Source organism: Actinoplanes sp. NPDC049598 (genome assembly GCF_040675435.1).
Lineage (GTDB): Bacteria > Actinomycetota > Actinomycetes > Mycobacteriales > Micromonosporaceae > Actinoplanes.
This window is the reverse complement of record NZ_JBFAOX010000004.1, coordinates 87,950-105,638: the sequence shown is the minus strand read 5'-3', so window position 1 is coordinate 105,638 and position 17,689 is coordinate 87,950. Positions and strand designations below refer to the sequence as shown.

The 17,689-nt window shown below is 72.5% G+C and carries 22 protein-coding genes and 1 pseudogene; 10 read left to right on the top strand and 13 right to left on the bottom strand.

What is annotated here, in order from left to right; translation table 11 throughout:
- Positions 1-31 precede the first annotated feature (31 nt).
- Both AB0J66_RS11880 and AB0J66_RS11875 read right to left on the bottom strand, forming a co-directional pair.
- Entirely contained in the window at positions 32-703 is a 672-nt protein-coding gene (locus tag AB0J66_RS11880) for a response regulator transcription factor (RefSeq protein ID WP_364658896.1), read from the bottom strand.
- Positions 700-1,863: a histidine kinase gene (locus AB0J66_RS11875; protein WP_364658894.1), complete on the bottom strand. Its 1,164-nt coding sequence runs from the start codon at positions 1,861-1,863 to the stop codon at positions 700-702. Before AB0J66_RS11875 ends, AB0J66_RS11880 begins: the two co-directional genes overlap by 4 nt.
- Positions 1,864-2,030: 167 nt before the next feature.
- On the opposite strand from AB0J66_RS11875, the pseudogene AB0J66_RS11870 reads away from it, so the two are divergent.
- From AB0J66_RS11870 to AB0J66_RS11835, 8 genes and pseudogenes are all read left to right on the top strand, one after another.
- Positions 2,031-2,675: pseudogene (locus AB0J66_RS11870) on the top strand (ATP-binding cassette domain-containing protein); the annotation flags it as partial.
- A 98-nt stretch (positions 2,676-2,773) separates the two neighbouring features.
- On the top strand, positions 2,774-3,550 hold the full coding sequence (locus tag AB0J66_RS11865; protein WP_364658892.1) for an ABC transporter permease subunit: 777 nt from the start codon (positions 2,774-2,776) through the stop codon (positions 3,548-3,550).
- 122 nt (positions 3,551-3,672) lie between these two features.
- Positions 3,673-3,933, top strand: a complete 261-nt coding sequence (locus tag AB0J66_RS11860) for a lasso peptide biosynthesis PqqD family chaperone (protein WP_364658890.1) — start codon at positions 3,673-3,675, stop codon at positions 3,931-3,933.
- Positions 3,934-4,075: 142 nt separating this feature from the next.
- The gene (locus AB0J66_RS11855) at positions 4,076-4,204 is read left to right on the top strand and encodes a lasso RiPP family leader peptide-containing protein (protein WP_364658888.1); all 129 of its coding nucleotides are present in this window, start codon (positions 4,076-4,078) and stop codon (positions 4,202-4,204) included.
- Positions 4,205-4,298: 94 nt separating this feature from the next.
- Positions 4,299-6,122 carry an asparagine synthase-related protein gene (locus AB0J66_RS11850; protein WP_364658886.1) on the top strand — a complete coding sequence of 608 codons (1,824 nt, stop codon included), beginning with the start codon at positions 4,299-4,301 and terminating at the stop codon, positions 6,120-6,122.
- A 43-nt stretch (positions 6,123-6,165) separates the two neighbouring features.
- Positions 6,166-6,594 carry a lasso peptide biosynthesis B2 protein gene (locus AB0J66_RS11845; RefSeq protein ID WP_364658884.1) on the top strand — a complete coding sequence of 143 codons (429 nt, stop codon included), beginning with the start codon at positions 6,166-6,168 and terminating at the stop codon, positions 6,592-6,594.
- Positions 6,591-7,556 carry an ATP-binding cassette domain-containing protein gene (locus AB0J66_RS11840; RefSeq protein ID WP_364658882.1) on the top strand — a complete coding sequence of 322 codons (966 nt, stop codon included), beginning with the start codon at positions 6,591-6,593 and terminating at the stop codon, positions 7,554-7,556. The genes AB0J66_RS11845 and AB0J66_RS11840 overlap by 4 nt, the downstream gene beginning before the upstream one ends.
- Positions 7,557-7,559: 3 nt before the next feature.
- A complete protein-coding gene (locus AB0J66_RS11835; protein WP_364658880.1) occupies positions 7,560-8,429 on the top strand; it encodes an ABC transporter permease in 870 nt (289 codons plus the stop codon).
- Positions 8,430-8,492: 63 nt separating this feature from the next.
- Here AB0J66_RS11835 and AB0J66_RS11830 read toward each other — a convergent pair whose 3' ends face one another.
- The 5 genes from AB0J66_RS11830 to AB0J66_RS11810 form a co-directional block, all read right to left on the bottom strand.
- Positions 8,493-9,290, bottom strand: a complete 798-nt coding sequence (locus AB0J66_RS11830) for a hypothetical protein (protein WP_364658878.1) — start codon at positions 9,288-9,290, stop codon at positions 8,493-8,495.
- A 101-nt stretch (positions 9,291-9,391) separates the two neighbouring features.
- The gene (locus AB0J66_RS11825; RefSeq protein WP_364658876.1) at positions 9,392-10,060 is read right to left on the bottom strand and encodes a response regulator transcription factor; all 669 of its coding nucleotides are present in this window, start codon (positions 10,058-10,060) and stop codon (positions 9,392-9,394) included.
- Between the two features lie 190 nt (positions 10,061-10,250).
- On the bottom strand, positions 10,251-11,456 hold the full coding sequence (locus AB0J66_RS11820; RefSeq protein WP_364658874.1) for an FAD-dependent monooxygenase: 1,206 nt from the start codon (positions 11,454-11,456) through the stop codon (positions 10,251-10,253).
- Positions 11,457-11,523: 67 nt separating this feature from the next.
- Positions 11,524-12,153 carry a DUF305 domain-containing protein gene (locus AB0J66_RS11815; protein ID WP_364658872.1) on the bottom strand — a complete coding sequence of 210 codons (630 nt, stop codon included), beginning with the start codon at positions 12,151-12,153 and terminating at the stop codon, positions 11,524-11,526.
- Positions 12,150-12,827, bottom strand: a complete 678-nt coding sequence (locus AB0J66_RS11810; RefSeq protein ID WP_364658870.1) for a DUF3105 domain-containing protein — start codon at positions 12,825-12,827, stop codon at positions 12,150-12,152. The genes AB0J66_RS11815 and AB0J66_RS11810 overlap by 4 nt, the downstream gene beginning before the upstream one ends.
- Positions 12,828-13,193: 366 nt before the next feature.
- Between AB0J66_RS11810 and AB0J66_RS11805 the strand changes: the two genes are divergently transcribed.
- Positions 13,194-13,463: a hypothetical protein gene (locus tag AB0J66_RS11805; RefSeq protein WP_364658868.1), complete on the top strand. Its 270-nt coding sequence runs from the start codon at positions 13,194-13,196 to the stop codon at positions 13,461-13,463.
- Here AB0J66_RS11805 and AB0J66_RS11800 read toward each other — a convergent pair.
- The 5 genes from AB0J66_RS11800 to AB0J66_RS11780 all read right to left on the bottom strand — a co-directional run bounded on the left by AB0J66_RS11800 (position 13,457) and on the right by AB0J66_RS11780 (position 16,891).
- Positions 13,457-14,023, bottom strand: coding sequence for a hypothetical protein (locus tag AB0J66_RS11800; protein WP_364658866.1), 567 nt, complete (start codon positions 14,021-14,023; stop codon positions 13,457-13,459). The two genes, AB0J66_RS11805 and AB0J66_RS11800, sit on opposite strands and share 7 nt — an antisense overlap.
- Before the next feature lie 76 nt (positions 14,024-14,099).
- The gene (locus tag AB0J66_RS11795) at positions 14,100-14,759 is read right to left on the bottom strand and encodes a DivIVA domain-containing protein (RefSeq protein WP_364658864.1); all 660 of its coding nucleotides are present in this window, start codon (positions 14,757-14,759) and stop codon (positions 14,100-14,102) included.
- A 207-nt stretch (positions 14,760-14,966) separates the two neighbouring features.
- Positions 14,967-15,788: an ATP-binding protein gene (locus AB0J66_RS11790; RefSeq protein ID WP_364658862.1), complete on the bottom strand. Its 822-nt coding sequence runs from the start codon at positions 15,786-15,788 to the stop codon at positions 14,967-14,969.
- 240 nt (positions 15,789-16,028) lie between these two features.
- Complete coding sequence (locus AB0J66_RS11785; protein WP_364658860.1) at positions 16,029-16,343, bottom strand: ATP-binding protein; 315 nt, start codon at positions 16,341-16,343, stop codon at positions 16,029-16,031.
- A 17-nt stretch (positions 16,344-16,360) separates the two neighbouring features.
- A complete protein-coding gene (locus AB0J66_RS11780) occupies positions 16,361-16,891 on the bottom strand; it encodes a hypothetical protein (RefSeq protein WP_364658858.1) in 531 nt (176 codons plus the stop codon).
- Positions 16,892-17,158: 267 nt separating this feature from the next.
- Here AB0J66_RS11780 and AB0J66_RS11775 point away from each other — a divergent pair, with 267 nt between their 5' ends.
- Positions 17,159-17,383, top strand: coding sequence for a hypothetical protein (locus tag AB0J66_RS11775; protein ID WP_364658856.1), 225 nt, complete (start codon positions 17,159-17,161; stop codon positions 17,381-17,383).
- A 24-nt stretch (positions 17,384-17,407) separates the two neighbouring features.
- On the opposite strand, the gene AB0J66_RS11770 is transcribed toward AB0J66_RS11775, so the two are convergent.
- Positions 17,408-17,647 carry a hypothetical protein gene (locus AB0J66_RS11770; protein ID WP_364659472.1) on the bottom strand — a complete coding sequence of 80 codons (240 nt, stop codon included), beginning with the start codon at positions 17,645-17,647 and terminating at the stop codon, positions 17,408-17,410.
- Positions 17,648-17,689: the final 42 nt, after the last annotated feature.

Sequence of the window (17,689 nt, the reverse complement as noted above, 5' to 3'; positions counted from 1 at the left end):
GGCGGTCCCGGTTGTGACCCGGGAGCCGACGTCAGCGCCGAGGCCGGCGCTCCACCAGGCCGGACTCATAGGCGATCATGACGAGCTGGGCCCGGCTCCGCACGTCCAGCTTGGTCAGCAGGTGCCCGACGTGTGTCTTGACCGTGGTCTGGCCGACGTTGAGGCGCTCGCCGACCTCGGCGTTGGACAGGCCGCGGGCGACCAGCGCGAGAACCTCACGCTCCCGGGCGGTCAGCGTGGACAGTTCGGCCGCCGGCGCCGGATCGGCCGGCACCCGGGCGAACTCGTCGATCAGCCGCCGGGTGACACCGGGAGACAGCAGGGCCTCCCCGGCCGCCACCAGCTCGACGGCCCGCAGCATCTCCGGCGGGGCGGTGTCCTTGAGCAGGAAACCGCTGGCCCCGGCGCGCAGCGCGGCGAAGACGTACGTGTCGAGATCGAACATGGTGAGGATCAGGATGCGGGTGCCCGCGGTGCTCGGCGACCGGCAGATCCGGCGGGTCGCCTCGATGCCGTCCATGTCGGGCATGCGCACGTCCATCAGGACCACGTCCGGCCGCTCGCGCTCGGTCAGGTCGACGGCCTCGGCCCCGGTGCAGGCCTCGCCGACCACGTCGATCCCCGCCGTCTCCAGCAACACCCGGAAACTGCCGCGCAACAGGGCCTGATCGTCGGCCACCAGGACCCGGATCGGCGCGCTCACGCCGGCTTCCCGTCGTACGGGATCAGCGCCGTGACCAGGAAGCCGCCCTCCGGCCGGGCGCCCGCGGTGAACGAGCCGCCGTAGGCGGCGATCCGCTCCCGCATGCCGATCAGGCCGTGCCCGCCACCCGGTCCCGCTCCGGGCGGCGCCGCCGCCCCGGCCGGCCGGCCGTCGTCGCGGACCTCGACCCGCAGCTGCGCCTGCTCGGCGGCGACCGTCACCCGGCAGCGGGTCGGCCCGGCGTGCTTCACCACGTTGGTCAGCGCCTCCTGCACGATGCGGAAAACCGGCAGTTCGAGGTCGGCCGGCAGGCGCCCCGTCTCCGGCAGGGACATCTCGACGGCCACGCCGGCCGCGGTGATCCGGCGGGTCAGCGCGGGCAGCGCGGCCATCCCGGGCGGGGCGGTCTCGGCGTCGTCGCCGGTGTCGGCGCGCAGCACACCGAGCAGGTGCCGCATCTCGGCCAGCGCCCCTTTGCTGGTCGTCTCGATCGCCCGGAGCGCGTCCTGCACCTCCTCGGGCCGCTGACGGGCGACGTGGGCGGCGACGGCCGCCTTGATCGCGATGACGCCCATGCTGTGCGCGACGCTGTCGTGCAGCTCGCGGGCGATCCGCAGACGTTCGTCGGCGACGGCCCGCGCGGCCGCCTGCTCCGCGACCCGGGCCGCGAGCGCCCGCCGGTCGCGCACGATCTGGCCGACCGTCCAGGCGCAGGCCAGCACGGCCGTCAGCAGGGCGAGCAGTTGCGGGCGGCCGGACCACCAACCGGGCGCGCCGCGGGGTGAGCCGGCCACCGTGAGCAAGGCCAGAGCGCCGGCGCTGATCAGCCCGGCGATGACCGTCCGGACCGATCGGGGCCGTGGGGTGGCGACCGAGAGCTGGAACATCACGTAGGCCGCGGCCACCAGCGGCGCGCGCACCAGATCGAGCACGGCCCACACCAGCGACGCGGCCAGCACCACGGCGAAGGCCGCGCGGGGCCACCGCCGGGCGGCCGCGACCGGCAGCCCGGCGGCCACGGCCAGCAGGCACCGGACCCCGGCCGCCGCGCCGTCGTGCCCGGACAGTGCGATCACGACGAACACGACGGTGGCGATCGCCGCGGCCACCAGGTCCAGCGGGGCCAGGCGGTCCGGGCGCAACCGGAGGCCGTTGTCCACCCGCTCACCGTAGCCGCTGCCCGGGTGCCGGCGCGTCCGCCCGGAGGACGTCCTACCCAGGTAGGAGAACAGGGCCCCGGCGCCACCGTCGTCCTCCTCAGGTCGGAGTGGAGCTTTCCGCCCGTACGTCGATGTGCCCGGCCGGTTGCCACGGAACCCTGGAGCCCATGATTGAAGTCCGCGAGGTATCCAAGCAGTACGGCAGTGTGCGGGCGGTGGACGAGCTGACGTTCACCGTGCGGGCGGGGCAGGTGACCGGGTTTCTCGGGCCGAACGGCGCCGGCAAGTCCACCACTATGCGCCTGATGCTCGGCCTGGACCGTCCCACCCGCGGGGACGTCCTCATCGACGGCCAGCCGTACCACCGGTTGCGTGACCCGTTGACGCACGTGGGCGCGCTGCTCGAGGCCACCGCCGTGCATCGCGGCCGGACGGCGTACCACCATCTGCTGTGGCTCGCCCAGAGCAACCGGCTCGGCGCGGCCCGGGTCCGGCAGGTCCTGGAGATCGTCGGGCTCGACACCGTGGCCCGGCGCCGCGCCAAAGGCTTCTCCCTCGGCATGAACCAGCGGCTGGGCCTGGCCGCGGCGCTGCTCGGCGACCCGCCGGTGCTGCTGCTGGACGAGCCGGTCAACGGCCTCGACCCCGAGGGCGTGCGGTGGCTGCGCGACTTCCTCAAGTCGCTGGCCGCGCAAGGCCGCACGGTGTTCGTCTCCAGCCACATGATGAGCGAGATGGCGCTGACCGCCGATCATCTGATCGTCATCGGCCGGGGCCGGCTGCTGGCCGACACCCCGCTCGCCGACTTCGTGTACGACGGCACGTCGCTGGAGGACGCCTATCTGCGCCTCACCGCGACGGCCGGTGAGCACCGGACCGGAATGTCCGGCGACCAGTTCGGGAGGGCCTGATGAGCAGCAACGCGGTTCCCGCGGTCCTGCGGTCGGAGTGGACGAAGCTGCGCACCATCCGGTCCACCGTCTGGATGCTGGCGCTCACCTTCGTGATCAGTGTCGGATTGGCCGTGACCAGCGGCTTCTCGGTGCGCAACGCCTACGAGAGCGGCAACGCGGCGATGGTCCGGCAGGACTTCGACCCCGTCTACTCGGGGTTCGTCGGGCTGCTCTACGGCCAGCTCGCCCTGATCGCGTTCGGCGCGCTGCTGGTCACCACGGAGTACGGCAGCGGCACCATCCGGGCGACCATCGCCGCCGTGCCGCGCCGTGGCCTGGCCTACGCCGGAAAGCTTCTGGTCGGTTGCGGCGTGGCCCTGGTCGTGGCCGTGCCCACCGCCTTCGTCTCCTGGCCGGCCAATCAGGCCGGGCTCGGGTCCTACGGCGTCTCGATCAGCACGCCGGGCGTGCTGCGCGCGGTGACCGGCGCGGCCGCGTACCTCGTGCTCATCTGCGCCTTCTCCGCCGGGGTGGCCGCCGTTCTGCGCAACTCGGCGCTGGCCCTGGGCATCCTGATCCCGCTGTTCTTCATCATCGGCCCGATCCTGAGCCGGATCCCCGGCATCGACGAGGCGGCCCGGTTCCTGCCCGACCAGGCCGGCGTGCAGATCATGGCAGTCGGCCCGCAGGACGACGGCGCGCTCTCACCGCTGATCGGCCTGCTGGTGGTGATCGCCTGGACGGTGGCCGCGGTCGCCGCCGGCTATCTGCAGTTGCGCCGCCGTGACGTGTGACCCCGCCGGGACGCCGACGGGACCGCGGACCCATCCGCTCAGGCCGGCGCGTCCCTAGGGTGGGCCTGCTGACCGGGGCGCCCGTCCGGGCGTACCCGCGGATCTGGTGGAGGGAAGTTCCGATGCCCATTGCCCTTCCCCGCGACGTCACCGCCACCGAGAGCGCGGACGGCCTGGTGCTGCTGGACCAGCGCAACGGCATGTACTGGCTTCTCAACGGCACCGGGGCGACGACGCTGCGGCTCATTCTCGACGGATACTCCCCCGCGGCGACCGCCGCCCGGCTGGCCCGGGACTTCCCGGACGCGTCCGAGCGGATCACGGCCGACGTGCAGTCCCTGCTGGCCGCGCTGCGGGAAGCCGGTCTTCTGGAGGACGCCTGACCGCCGGGCCGGAAGCGGGACAGTGCCGTGGCCCCGAGCCCACGTGCCCGGGACGGTCCCCGGCCTACGGTGAGTCCGACCTGAGGCGGAGCGCAGCCGGCGCGTCAGCCGCCTCGTCGCGACTCACGAAAGGTTCACGTCGATGAACAAGACCTACCAGCCACCCACACTCACCGCTGTCGGCGACTTCCGCGAACTCACCCGCGCCTTCGGCAGCGGAATCTGTGAGGACTTCGCGGGCTGGGGCTACGCCGTCGTCTGCATCTGGTAACACGTCACGTCCGCCAGTCGGGGCCGGCGTCCGCCGGCCCCGATTGGTCTGCCCCGGCCCGAGATTCGCCACGCCCGGCCCGCTTGGAGCGACGATGGACCTGTTGATCCTGCCCGACCGGCCGCTGCACCCGGCCTGGCAGCAGGCCCTCGACGAGTACGGCGCCCACGTCGTCGAGCACGCGTCGGGCCGGCCCTGGCTGGCCACCCGCACGCCGGCCCGCGACCTGTCGGTGATCGAGGCGGGGCGGCGACGGCTCGCCGTGCTCGGGAACGCAGTGGTCGACCCGGACGCCGCCCGGCACGCGCTCGACCATGCCCACGGCACCGCCGGCCTGGACCGGCTGGCCTCCCGGATGCCCGGCGGCTACCACCTCATCGCCTCGATGGACGGACGGACCAGCGCCCGGGGCACGCTCTCCACGACCCGCCAGATCTTTCACCGGACGATCGGCGGGGTCACCGCGGCGGCGACCGGGCCCGCCCCGCTCCTCGTCCCGCCGGGAGCCGATCTCGACGAGGAAGCACTCGCCCTGCGGCTGCTCACCCCCGCGCCGCCGTGGCCGCTGGCCCTGCGTACGCTCTGGACCGGTCTGCGGCAGACCACTCCCGGCGCCTGGCTCGACCTGCCGGCCGAAGGCGGCCCCCGCGAGATCCCGTGGTGGACGACGCCGCCGGCGCAGACGCCGCTGTCCGAGGCGGCTGCCACCATCCGGGACGCCCTGACGGCGGCGATCGACGCGCGGGTACGGGGCCGGGACACCGTGAGTGCCGACCTCTCCGGCGGACTCGACTCGACCTGCCTGAGTTTTCTGGCCGGCGCGGCCACGACCGGCACCCTGCTGACCTACCACTGGTCTCCGCAGGACCGGGCCAACGACGACTCCGCCTGGGCCGATCGGGCCGCCGCGCTGCTGCCGGCCGCCCGGCACCGGCGGGTCTCCGCCGCCGCCCGCCCGGAGTTCGCCGACCGTTTCGGCACCGGCGGGTCCCTCGGCGACCTGGAGGGCCCGCCGCCCTGGAACGGCGGCCGGTCGCACCACGCCGCGTTGTCCGAGGCGGTCGCGGCTCAGGGATCCCGGCTCCATCTGGTCGGCATCGGCGGGGACGAGCTGTTCGGCGCGGTGCCCTCGTACCTGTGGTCGCTGTCGCGCCGCCGTCCGCTGCGCAGTCTGCCGACGCTGCGCCGCAGCCGGTTGATGAACCGCTGGCGGCTCGGCCAGTTCCTGCGCGAGCTGACCGATCAGCGGTCGTTCGCGACCTGGCTGGGCGCGCAGGCCGACGGGCTATCCCGGCCCGCGCCCGGGATCAGTGACATGTCTTTCGGCTGGGCCCCCGAGCCGCGGCTGCCCGCCTGGGCCGGCCCGGACGCGATCGCCACCGTACGCCGGCTGCTCCGGGCCGCCGCCGGCGAACGACCCGACCCGCAGGCCCCCGACCGCTACCGGCACCAGGTGATCGACTGCGCCCAGGTCAGCGGCCGCGCCCTGCGCCAGCTCAACCAGGGACTGGCCGGGTACGGGGTGGACTGGGCGGCCCCGTTCCTCGACGACGCCGTGATCCGGGCGGCGCTGTCGGTGCGGATCGAGGACCGCATGGCGCGCAGCCGGTACAAGCCCGTGCTGACGGCGGCCATGCGTGGTGTGGTGCCGGACGAGATCCTGGCCCGCCGGAGCAAGGGCGAGTTCAGCGCCGAGGCGTTCGACGGGCTGCGCCGGAACCGGAACGCCCTGATCGACCAGTGCGACGACCTGCGCCTGGCCCGGATCGGTCTGGTCGACGCCGGCCGGCTGCGCGCGGCTCTTCTGGCCCAGGGGCCGGAGACCCGCCATCTGATCCCGTTCGAGAGCACGTTGAGCACGGAGACGTGGCTGCGCGCGCGCAGTGCCACGCACGACCCGTACGTGACTGGAGGTTGACCATGATTCCGGATTCCCTCGACCGGCGGCCGGTGGGTGCGCCATGACCGTCCCGGTCGTCTCCGAGGCGCGGGCGCAGCTGCCCTGGCGCCGGCGCGCCGGCGCGATCGTGGCGGCCGGGACCGCTCGATGGCTGGTTCTGCTGCCACCACGCCGGCTCCGTCAAATCCTGCGGCTGGCCAGTGTGGGCGCCCGGCCGGCCACCGAGCAGCAGGCCGCACAGGCCCGGACCGCGGTGGTGACGGTGAGCGTGCGCTGCGCCGGGCAGGGCTGCCTGCAGCGGTCGGTGGCGACCGTGCTGCTGTGCCGGCTCAGCGGCCGGTGGCCGGACTGGTGCACGGGAATCCGGACCCAGCCGTTCTCGGGGCACGCCTGGGTCGAGGTGGCCGGCCGCCCGATCGGCGAGCCGCCCGGGTTGAGCGAGTTCGCCACCGTGGTCGCGGTGCGCTGCCCGGCGGGGAGCCGGTCGTGACCGACATCGCCGTCGCCGTCGAGGGGCTCGGCAAGATGTACGGCGACCGTCCCGCCGTTCTCGATCTCGACCTGACCGTGCCGGGCGGCGAGGTCTTCGGCTTCCTCGGGCCCAACGGCGCCGGGAAGACGACGACCATCGGCATGCTCTGCACGTTGGTCCGGCCGACCGCCGGGCGGGCCGTGGTGAGCGGGTACGACGTGGTGACCCACCCGGCCGAGGTGCGCCGGCGGATCGGCCTGGTGTTTCAGGAGTCCTCATTGGACGGTGACCTGACCGCCGCCGAGAACCTGCGATTCCAGGCGGCGCTGTTCGGCACGGCCCGGCGGCGCATCGGCGCCACCGTCGGCGCCATGCTCGACCTGGTCGGGCTGGCCGAACGGGCCGACTCGCCGGTGCGGACGTTCTCGGGCGGGATGCGCCGACGGCTGGAGATCGCCCGGGGCCTGCTGCACACCCCGCGCGTGCTGTTCCTCGACGAACCGACCACCGGGCTCGATCCGCAGACCCGGACCGCCATCTGGGCCCACCTGCACGAGCTGCGCCGCCGCCAGGGCGTCACGGTCTTCCTCACCACGCACCACCTGGAGGAGGCGGCGAACTGCGACAGCATCGCCATCGTCGACCGGGGTGAGCTGGTGGCCCGGGGAACGCCGGACGAGCTGCGCGCGGTGGTCGGCTCCGACCTGCTCCAGTTGCGTACCGCCGACGACGCGGCGGCGGCGGCGGCCCTGCGCGCGCGGTTCGGCCTGACCGCCGAGACGGGCCCGGACGGCCTACGTGTCCGCGTGACCGACGGCTCGTCGTTGCTGCCACGGCTGTGCGCGGAGCTCGCCGTGCCGATCTCGGCGGCCACCATCACGCCGCCGACCCTGGACGACGTGTTCCTGCACTACACCGGGCGCACCATGCGCGACGGCCCGTCGCCGGCGCCCGCCACCGCGCTGAGGGTCGGGAGGTAACCGGTGACGACCGAGGATGTCCGCGTGCTCGGCACCGTGCCGGTTCCGGAGGCGACGATCCGGCCGGCCGGCCGCCTGCGGGCCGACCTGCGCGCGGTCGAGGTGCTCTGGAAGCGCGAGATGCTGCGGCTGCGGCGTAATCCGATGCGGCTGGCGATGGGGCTTCTCACGCCGCTGTTGTTCCTGATCGTGCTGGGTACCGGCATCACCGCGGCCGGTGGTTCCGGCGACGGCTTCCGGCAGTTCCGGACGTTCCTGTTCCCCGGCGTGCTGCTGATGGCCCTGCAGGCGCCGACCGTGGCGGTCGGCGTGGCGATCGTGTGGGACCGGCAGGCCGGGTTCCTGCGCCAGATGCTGGTCGCCCCGGTGCGGCGGGGCGCGGTGCTCGCCGGGATCATCCTGGGCGGGGCCACGACCGGCGCCGTCTACGGCGGCCTGGTGCTGACCGTGGCCGGGGTGGCGGGGATCCCGTACCGGCCGTCGCTGCTGCTCGTGCTGGCCGAGCTGGCCCTGATCAGCGCCGCCTTCACCGCCCTGGGCGTGCTGGCCGCGGTGTCCTTCCGCCGGATCGAGACGTTCCAGATGGTGGTCAGTCTGTGCATGATGCCGCTGGTCTTCCTGTCCGGCGCGATCTTCCCGGCCAACGGGTTGCCCGGCTGGCTCGGCATCGCGGTGCGAATCAACCCGCTGACCTACGTGGTGGATCTGCTCCGGCGCACGCTGCCCGGCCCCGACGTCACGCTCGGCGGCCGTCCCTCGAGCCCGCAGTGGTGGGGCTGGGTGCCCCCGGTCGGCATCGAGGCACTGGGCATCACCCTCATCGCGGTCGTCGCGCTCGCGCTGGCCGCCCGCAGGTTCGCCCGCTCGGACTGAACCCGCCCCCGAAAGAAAGGCCGCCCCGGAGACTCCGGGGCGGCCTTTCGTATCGATCAGGGCTCAGCTGACGCCGGGCGGGTAGGGGAACGACTCGAACTGCCGGTCCAGCTGTTCGAGGTTGCGCGGCAGCCAGGCCCGCTCGAGCCGGCGGATCTGGCGGGCCGGCAGGCCCGGGTTCACGTGCTCCTGGCTCGGCTTGCAGATGGACTGGATCTCCCACGCCAGGCCGTTGAGCGGCGCGATCAGGCGCCAGCGCAGCGGCTCGATGCCGTGCAGGATCATGCTGCGGATGAAGATGTGCCACACGTGGTAGCCGACCGGCGGGAGGCTGCCCATGGTGTGCACCGGCGGGGTGTGCCGCGGGTCGAAGAGCACGCCCTGACCGAAGAGCACGAAGGCCTTGACGAGCCGGGGGTCACCGGGCCGGAAGTACTTGTCGAACACTCCGGCCTCGGCGTGCGACAGCGCACGCAGCGGCTCCTTGATCGGCTTGGTGAACTCGTACAGGTTGCGCGGGTAGTCCGGGGATTGACGCATCTCCTGCCAGATCTGGACCAGTGACCGCGGCGGCGGCGGAACCGTGGCCAGGTACTGCTCGATCGCCACGAAGGCCGCCGTCACCTCCGCCGACTGCTCGAAAAGGGTGACGTTGTCGAACTCGTACCAGAACTCGTTGCTGTAACGGTCGCCCAGCATTCCCGGCACCGGCGGCAGGTGGCCGACACCGGGCTTTGCCGTCCCCGCCGCCGCGGCCGGCGACGCCGGCCCGGCCAGCAGACCGGCTCCGCCCAGCCCGGCCACGGTCGCGGCCGCCACCGACGTCCGCAGCAGCTGTCGTCGATCGATCCCTTGCGTCATGAAGTTCCTCCCCGTCTGGGTTAAGCAGCACGGTGACGGTAGGACGCTCGCGGTCCTGTAGTCGTGGGAACGAAGTCCCAGGGCCGTCCCGGCCCACCGGGTCAGATGCCCAGACCGGCGTCGCGAGCGCGGACAGCCGCCTCGGCCCGTTTGCTCACCTGAAGCTTCATGAACACTTTGGACACGTGGTTGCGGACCGTCTTCTCGGAGAGCACCAGCGCGCGGGCGATCCGGCGGTTGTCGTGCCCACGGGCGAGCAGGTCGAGGATCTCCCGCTCGCGGTCGGTGAGCGCCGGGAACGCCATCCGGCTGGGCAGATCGTGCACCGCCGAGAAGTAGGTGCGCAGCCGGTCGGCGACCATCGGGCTGAAGACCGCGCCACCGGCGGCGACCGTGTCGATCGCCCGCAGCAGCTCGTCGCGGTCCATCCAGCGCACCAGGTATCCGTACGCTCCGGCGCGCAGTGCGGCCACCACGGCCTCGTCGTCCTCGTTCGACGAGATCACCAGCACCCGGGAGCCCGGGTACCCCGGCTCGGTCACCGCGCTCAGCCGGCGAGCGACGTCGATCCCGGAGCGGTCGGGTGGTTGCAACCCGACCAGGACGACGTCGGCGGCCGGCTCGAGCCGGCCCAGTTCGCGGAAGGCGTCCTCGCCGGTGCCCGCTTCACCGACGAAATCAAGCGAGGTGATCGATTCCAAGGTCGATCTTATGCCGGCGCGAAAGAGAGGATATTTATCGACCACGAAGACGCGTGGGACCCTGGTCATAAGCGGTCAGGCAGTCGACGGGTGCTCATGATGACGTCAGCCTCCCCCGAGGGCGTACACGAGTCCTTGACATCTCCACTGTAGACAAGATCCGCGAAGAATGTTGCCCGGTCCCGCCATCATGAAAAACATTGACGCTTAAAGATACATAAGGACTCATGCCTGCATGCCCGGTGCAAGATTAATAGCGCTACAATTCTGCCTCCACGAGTTCATGGCCGATGTCGTGCCGCTGCACCCAGGACACGTCGTCGACCATCGCCGACATCGCCCCGGACGGATGCTCGCGGGCCCCCGCCGCGGCCGGGGAAGCCGCCATGGCCGCGGCCCGCAGCCGGAGCGTGCCACTTTCCCTCGAACCCAGCTGCACCTGCGCGGTGTGCGGGCGCCGAAGCTCCTCGTACCGCCGCAGAGCGCGCACCCAGTCGCCGCCGAGGGCGAGGAAGTGCGCCAGCGCCTCGGCGTCCTCGAGGGCCTGGCTGACACCCTGACCGTGGTGCGGGAGCATCGGGTGGGCCGCGTCGCCGAGCAAGGTGTACCGGCCCCCGCCCCACCGGTCGAGCGGCTCCCGGTCGTACAGCGCCCAGCGACGGGTTTCCGACACGGCCGCGAGGATCGCGGTGACCTCACCGGTCCAGCCGGCGAACGCGGCGCGCAACTCGTCCGGGTCGCCCGGAGTGGTCCAGGACTCCGTCTGCCACCGGCGGTCGGGCACGATCCCCACGAACGTGAAGAATCGGCCGGACGCGACCGGGTAGCACAGCAAACGCTTGTCGCCGCCGGTCCACACGTACATCTCGCCGGGCGAGAGACCGGGGACCGCGGCGGTGGGCACCAGGCCGCGGAACGCGGACTTGCCGGAGAAGACCGCCCGCTCGTGACCGGCCACCTCGCGGCGTACCCGCGAATGCGCTCCGTCGGCGGCGACGAGAACGGCCGCCTCCACGGTGCCGCCGTCCGCGAAGGTCAGGGTGACGCGGTCCGGCCGATTCCGGAAGCCGGCCAGCCGACGGCACAGATGCAGCCGGCCGGGCGGCAGCTGAGCGGCCAGGACCCGGTGCAGATCGGACCGGTTGACGGTGTAGTACGGCGCGCCGAGATCGGCGGCCCACGCCGCACCCATCGGCTGGCGGACCAGCACCCGCCCGTCGAGAGCGTCGCGCACCTCGAGCGCCTCCGGCCGCACCGCGACCGCGCCGACCGGCTGGCCGAGCCCCCACCGCTGCAGAATCCGGCTGCCGTTGGCCGCCAGGTGCACCCCCACCCCCAACTCGCGCAGGTCGGGCGCCTGCTCGTACACCTCGGCGGCGACGCCCCGGCGGGCCAGCGCGACGGCCGCCGCCAGGCCTCCGATACCCGCCCCCACGATTGCCACGTGCTTCCGTGCTCGCGTCATCTGTCCGAAGGTATGAGGGCGCTCGTCCCGCGTTCGCGGGAGCACCGTCCCGCGCCTGTCCTGGCCCTCAGCGGGTACCGGGGGCGCCCGTCCGGTCGGCCAGCAACGCCGACATCGTGGTCACCTCGGCCTGCTGGGCCGACATGATGGAGACCGCCAGGCGCCGCTCCTCGACGGGCAACGGGCCGGCCAGCGCGGCTTCGGCCATGTGGATCCCGCCCAGATGGTGCCGGATCATCAGGCGCAGGAAGCGGATGTCGGCCTCGCGCCCCGAGGACCGGCGAAGGCCGGCCAGTTCCGCCCGGTCGGCCATACCGGGCATACGGATGCCCCGCCCGAGGTCGGTGACGTTCGGCGGCGGCATGCCCATCCACGCCATCGGCGGCCGGTCGCCCGACGGGCTCCGCCCCCAGGCCGCCAGCCAGCCCAGCAGCATGCCTTGCTGAACGGCCTGACTCCCGGCGATGTCGTAGGCCAGCGTGGCGACCTCGGGCGAGGGGTCGCGGCCGAGAACCGTCAGCGACATGTCCACGGCCTGCTGGTGATGGGCCGCCATGTCACGGGCGAAGCCCACCGCTACGGAGTCGTCCGCCGGCGGTGGCGCCGGCCGGACACCCAGCAGGTAGGCGCCGGTGGCCACCAGGAGCAACACCAGGCCGTACGCGACCTTGCGCAGCCCGGCGGCCGGGACGGTCACGGCGTCGCCCGGCCGCCGGTGACCGGACCACCCGGTTCAGGCGCCTGCGGTCCCTGGGTGTAGGCCCGGAGGAACTCGTCCAGGCGGGCGTCGGTGGCACTGGTCAGCCGCAGCTGGTGACCCCAGGCGGTCACGATGATCGGCGCCGGCTGCCCCGGACGGGGGCTCATCATCCGGTAGGGGATCCCGGTCACCTTGGCGCCCAGCCGCGCGACGTCGGCCGCGCTCAGCCCCGGCCGATAGGTGAGCCAGACCGCCCCGTGCTCCAGCGAGTGCACTGCGTGCTCGGTCCGCAGGGGAACGTCGTAGACGACACCGTCGGCGTTCTGCCACACCGGATCGTGCGGGCCCCCCACCGGCGGGTTCGGGTCAGCCGGGTAGCTGACATCGGCCGTCACGTGGTCCGACTTCAGGTCGCGGTAGACCGTCTCGCCCGCGACGTTCGCCTTCGCCGGGTCGGCCTGCGAGGCATCGCCGGTCTTCCGCCCGGTCGAGGCCGGACCACTGGCCACGGCCGCGAGCGCCAACAAAGCCACCACGGCGACGCCCAGGCCGATGAGCACCAGCCGCCACCGGCGGCGCCGCCGCCCGTGGTCGAGCTCGGCATCCCGGAGCCGGGCAACCCGCACGTCCCGGTCATCCGGCCGCGGCTCCACAGAATTCTCCGACGGCATGGGAAACCTTCCGGTCGGTATCTCGCGGAGGATCAGAATAGGGAAGCCCGAGTCCCAGGCACATGGGATAAGCGCCCCGTCCGACTCCCACCCATCGGCATTGTGCGTACGACCGAAATGCCATTGCGGGCAGCATTTACGACGCCCCGACACCGCGGGCCGACACAAGCGCCGTTTTAGCACCCGAGCAGAAAGGCCGGACACGCGAAAAGGATCCTCGGCGCCTCGGCTTCCAGGAGGCGACGGCGACCGCCCACCAGGACGCCACGGTGGCCGGATGTCGGCTACTGCTCAAAGGCGGCCAGGTCGGCCCGATCGGCGCGCCGTGGCCGGTGTGATGACCCCGAGGAGGGGGATCCGTGGCCGATGGACGATTCTTCTCCGCAGGACCGGCTTCGTAGCGAGATCGAGCGCACCCAGCAGACCCTCCGTCGTCTGGCCGAGACGGAGGATCGGGTAGTGGAGGTCGAGGAGCGGGTCGCGGCGACCAACGATCATCTCGCGGCCACCCGCGGGGACGTCAGATACCACGATCGAGCAGACCATGCCCGTCGGCAGGCTCAACAGGCGCGCAAGGTGGCGTCAGCGATCCGGCAGGGCGACGCACCGGATCAGCGGGACCCCGGCGACTACTGACGGTCGTCGTAACCTTCGCCGGCGGCGCGTTCGATGACGGCTTGCTGGCGGGCCGCGTCGGTGGCGGCGCGGTCGGATGCTGCGGCGACCCGGTCGGCCTCAGCGGCGGTCCGGTCACCATCGGCGGCGGCCCGATCAGCGGCCGCGGCCGCGAGCTGACCGCGGACCTGCCGGATATGGTCGCGCAACCGCTCGCGGTCGGCGGCGGCCAGATCACGGTCGGCGGCTGCGGCGTCGCGGTCGGACGCTGCTTGCTCCCACAAGATGAGCAGCTGTTCGCGGTCCGTCGGCCGTTCAGCGGCCGCGTGTTCACGTAACCGGGCCGCTTCCGCCCGGTCGGCCGCCTCGCGGTCGCGCAGCTCGGCCGCCCATTGCCGGTCCTGTTCCTCGCGTTGCGACGCGTACACGGCGTCGTCCCGGTCGGCGGCCGACCGGTCACGAGCCCGGCCGTCATGATCGCGGCCGCGCGCCTCCTCGTCACGCTCGTCGGCCGCATCGTCCCGGGCTTGACCGGCCCGGTCACGATCGTCCGGGCTGCTCACTCCGTATCGATCAGCCACTCCCCCATTGTCACCCCCGCGTCCTCCCCGATCACAAAACACCATGCGAATACGTTGGACGATGCCGGGACCATGATCACCGGCTGGCCGTGCCGTCGATGATTCGTCCTTGGCGGTGCATGTGATCTTCTAGGGCGCGGTGGTACTCCGCGGCGAAGCGCGTCAACGCGTCGATGTCCCGTACCACGCCGGCCCGGTCCGTGGCCAGGCGGGCCGCGGCTTCGTTCTGGTGGTCGTGGGATCTCCGGTGGACTGCAGCTGCGGTGTCCCGGGCATCGCGGAGCGTGCGGTCGGCCCGCCCGCGCGCGTCGGTGAGCAGCATCCGGGATTCGCCCTGGGCCTCGCGCACATATTTGTCGGCGGTGCGCTGGGCCATCAGCAGGACCCGTTCCGGCGACGCCTCGCCGCGGACGGTGGCCGCGGCGGTGGCCCGGTGCGCCTCGTCGAGCTGCTGTCGCACGTGCCGGGCGTCCCGCTCGGCCCGGCCGCACGCCCGACGGGCGCGATCCAGGGCGGCGGTCGCCGCGGACAACTCGGCCTGAGCAGCCTGACGGCGACCGTCCTGATCACCGGCCTCGAGCCGGCAGCGCAGCGCGTCGTTCTCCTCCAGCAGCCTGATCATCTCCCCGGTGGCCTCGTCGAGGAGCACGTCGACGTCGTTCTCGTCGTACCCCCGGCGGCTGAGGGACGCCTTCGCGAACTCCGTGTTGTGGATGTCGGCTGGTGTCAGGGCCACAGGGCTCCTCGGGTCGCGGTGCGGTGGGGCGACGCTGACCGTCGCGGAAAAGCGAGCTCTGGAGCACCTTCACTGTACGCGGATGATCGGGCGGCCGCCGAAGAGCGCCGCTGATCAGGCATCGAAGTATCTGAGCACCGCCCGGACCCGCCGGCCCCGGCCCACCTGCACGAGGCGGAGCACCGCTGTGAGCGCCCGCTGACACAGTCACGTCACGGCGGCCCACACCACCTTGCCGTCCGGCGCCGGCACCGCGCAGCAGGCGGCGGCCGTCGCCTGCACCAACTGCAGGCCTCGTCCTCGTTCGGCGAGCGGGGACGGCCGGCCGGCGCCCTTCAGGTCGTTCGCAACCGGGAACTCGCTGACGCAGTCGTGGACCGCCACATACAGTCGTGCGTCGCGGTGCCACATGGTAACGATGAAGTCGGTGCGGGCGTGTTCCACCGCGTTGGCGGCCAGCTCGGAGGCGATCAGCGACATGTCCGGCAGCAACTTGGACCGGTTCCAGTCATGGCACGCCCGCGTGACCAGCGAGCGTGCGTCCTTGACCGAGGACGGCCGGGGTGCCAGCCAGACCTGCCGGCTTTCGGCCCGGGCCCTCCGGGCGGCGGCGGCGCGGGCCTCGCGCACGGTGGCGTGGACGCGGGGTTGCGGTCCTGGCCGGAACCGCAGGCGCCGGCCCAGCGCGGTGGTTTCGGCGATGCTGAACGTCACCGGCACCGGTACGGGCTCGAACCGGGCCGCCCGCCACCACCACCGCCAGAACGGGAGGCTCGCCCCGCCGGGATCGGTCAGCTCGTGCAGCGCGACGACGATGGTGGTCGCCGGACTGGCCAAGCACATGCACAGGGCGGCGGAGACCTGGTCGGCCAGATCCGGCGTCCATCGGCCGTGCACCGATATCTCGACCATCGTCATACTGGCGTCACAGACCACGGCCACGCCCGGGTGGCGACCCGGGGCGGCCGTGGTGAGCAGATAGGGCGGCTCGATCGGCGGCTTCCACGCCCCGCCCTCCGTGGCTGTCACCGTGCGGCAGTGACTCGGACGGCCGGTTGCTTCAGCGAAGACGTTCTCGAAGGACAGTCGACGATCACCACAGCTACTCCCTGGCTTCAGTGCCGCACTCGGTGCGCCACCGGGGGCTGGGGTAGCGGGCCAGGACAAATCTCCCAGCCCAACAACGTTAGCGCAGATGTCCGGCGTCCAACGCTTCCCGAAAGCGTGAAGGCCGCTTTTGTCTCCGACGCGTCCGGGCCTCCGAACGGTTCACGTCAGCGTGGCCCATACCACCTTGCCAACCCGGGTCGGCATGGCTCCCCAGGCGGCAGCGATCCGGTCCACCATCATCAGGCCGCGACCGCCCGGGTTCGCGGCCGGCCCGGGTGGATCCGGCCGGCGCAGATGCGGAAAATGCGGGACGCCGTCCTGCACCGCCACGTGCAGCCGGCGGGCCTGGCGGGACACCGTGACGACGAAGTCGGTCCGGGCGTGCTCGACCGCGTTGGTGGCCAGCTCGGACACTGTCAGCACGGCGTCGTCCACCAGATGCGGCAGGTCCCACGTGTGGCAGGCCCGCCGCATCAGGTCCCGGGCGGCGCTTATGCAATGCGGCCGGGGCGCCAGCCGGGCTTGGAGCCGGTCGGCCTGGGACACCAGCGCGGCGACGGCGGCACGGGCCGGCGCCGGGCCGGCGCCGGGCCGGCGAACAGTTGCGGCCCCTCGGCGGCACGCAGCCGCCGGCCCAGCGCGCTTGCGGCGGGCACACAGAGCACGAGGTCGACGGGCGAGGTGTCGAACCGGGCGCGGCGCCACGCCGCCATCCAGAACGGCATGCTCAGCCCCAGCGGATCCTCGAGATCATGCAGGTCGATGATGGCGGTGACCGACGGACCGGCCAGACAGAGCCGCAGGCAGGTGGCGATCTGGTCGCCGAAGCGCGCGGACCACCCGCCGTGCACAGCCATCTCGACCACCGCGGTGGTGGCATCGCCGGTGACGGCCACCGCCACCCCACGACCATCGGTCAGGGTGGTGAGCAGATAGGGCTTCGCCAACGGAGCAGCGCGGGCGCCGTCGCTCGTGATGACCGCAGCCAACCGGCGCGGAAGCGGATGGTTGTCTCCAGACACGGCTGCTCCCGACGTGTTGTCAGCGTGGGTGCACTGCCGAGGACTGGAGCAGCAGACGAAGAAGGCATGCCTCGCTTCCGCCCAACATATCTCAACCGGCCGGCGATGGACGATCAGCACCGGGTCGGCTTTCGGACCGACCGCCGCTCCGATGCCCGGCGCGGTCGCCGATCAGTCCCCGGGACCGCCCGGCGTGCTGGCCGAAGACGACCAAGTCATCCAACTTGCGGACCCGCCACCGAGGCCGGACCCGGGTAGCGTCACCGCATGGCAACTATCGTGCTGCGCGTACGGCTCGTCGGCGGCGATCGCATGGACATCACCTACGACGATCCTGCAATCTCCGATGAGGGTGAGCTGCTGGATCACATCATCGCGACCCTCGCCCAGGATGCCGGGGCGTTGCGGACGAGACACGGCGAAAGGCTCGTCGTGCTCTATGGGCGAGGCGTCGCCGCGATCGAGGTCGCGCCGCGCGGTGCTGTCGTCTGAGACGACCTTGCCGGCCGCTCGTGCTCAGCGTGAACGCGCGACGCCGCCGGCGGGCGCGAGCTCCTGCCAACCGGGCTCCGACCCACGCCACGCACCGGCGACGATCATGGCTGAGCTGCCGCTCGGGCACTCCTGCACGCGGTAACGTCCCGCCGTCCCGCCGATCTGCACCAGCACGTCCCATTGGTGCCCATCGCTGCGAATGTAGACGTCACGACGAGAGCGCGCCGTCTTGCTGCCGTTCCACCAGTGCCGTTGAACCATCACGGGGGTCACCGTACGCGCCGACCCACAGTGGCCACCATC

What these genes read in the sequence shown, in the direction of transcription:
- AB0J66_RS11865 (WP_364658892.1), top strand. Translation starts at nt 2,774, where the DNA reads ATGAGCAGCAACGCGGTTCCCGCGGTCCTGCGGTCGGAGTGGACGAAG.
- AB0J66_RS11860 (WP_364658890.1), top strand. Translation starts at nt 3,673, where the DNA reads ATGCCCATTGCCCTTCCCCGCGACGTCACCGCCACCGAGAGCGCGGAC.
- AB0J66_RS11855 (WP_364658888.1), top strand. Translation starts at nt 4,076, where the DNA reads ATGAACAAGACCTACCAGCCACCCACACTCACCGCTGTCGGCGACTTC.
- AB0J66_RS11850 (WP_364658886.1), top strand. Translation starts at nt 4,299, where the DNA reads ATGGACCTGTTGATCCTGCCCGACCGGCCGCTGCACCCGGCCTGGCAG.
- AB0J66_RS11845 (WP_364658884.1), top strand. Translation starts at nt 6,166, where the DNA reads ATGACCGTCCCGGTCGTCTCCGAGGCGCGGGCGCAGCTGCCCTGGCGC.
- AB0J66_RS11830 (WP_364658878.1), bottom strand. Translation starts at nt 9,290, where the DNA reads ATGACGCAAGGGATCGATCGACGACAGCTGCTGCGGACGTCGGTGGCG.
- AB0J66_RS11825 (WP_364658876.1), bottom strand. Translation starts at nt 10,060, where the DNA reads ATGACCAGGGTCCCACGCGTCTTCGTGGTCGATAAATATCCTCTCTTT.
- AB0J66_RS11820 (WP_364658874.1), bottom strand. Translation starts at nt 11,456, where the DNA reads ATGACGCGAGCACGGAAGCACGTGGCAATCGTGGGGGCGGGTATCGGA.
- AB0J66_RS11810 (WP_364658870.1), bottom strand. Translation starts at nt 12,827, where the DNA reads ATGCCGTCGGAGAATTCTGTGGAGCCGCGGCCGGATGACCGGGACGTG.
- AB0J66_RS11805 (WP_364658868.1), top strand. Translation starts at nt 13,194, where the DNA reads ATGGACGATTCTTCTCCGCAGGACCGGCTTCGTAGCGAGATCGAGCGC.
- AB0J66_RS11785 (WP_364658860.1), bottom strand. Translation starts at nt 16,343, where the DNA reads ATGCGGCGGGCCTGCCACACGTGGGACCTGCCGCATCTGGTGGACGAC.
- AB0J66_RS11775 (WP_364658856.1), top strand. Translation starts at nt 17,159, where the DNA reads ATGGCAACTATCGTGCTGCGCGTACGGCTCGTCGGCGGCGATCGCATG.
- AB0J66_RS11770 (WP_364659472.1), bottom strand. Translation starts at nt 17,647, where the DNA reads ATGGTTCAACGGCACTGGTGGAACGGCAGCAAGACGGCGCGCTCTCGT.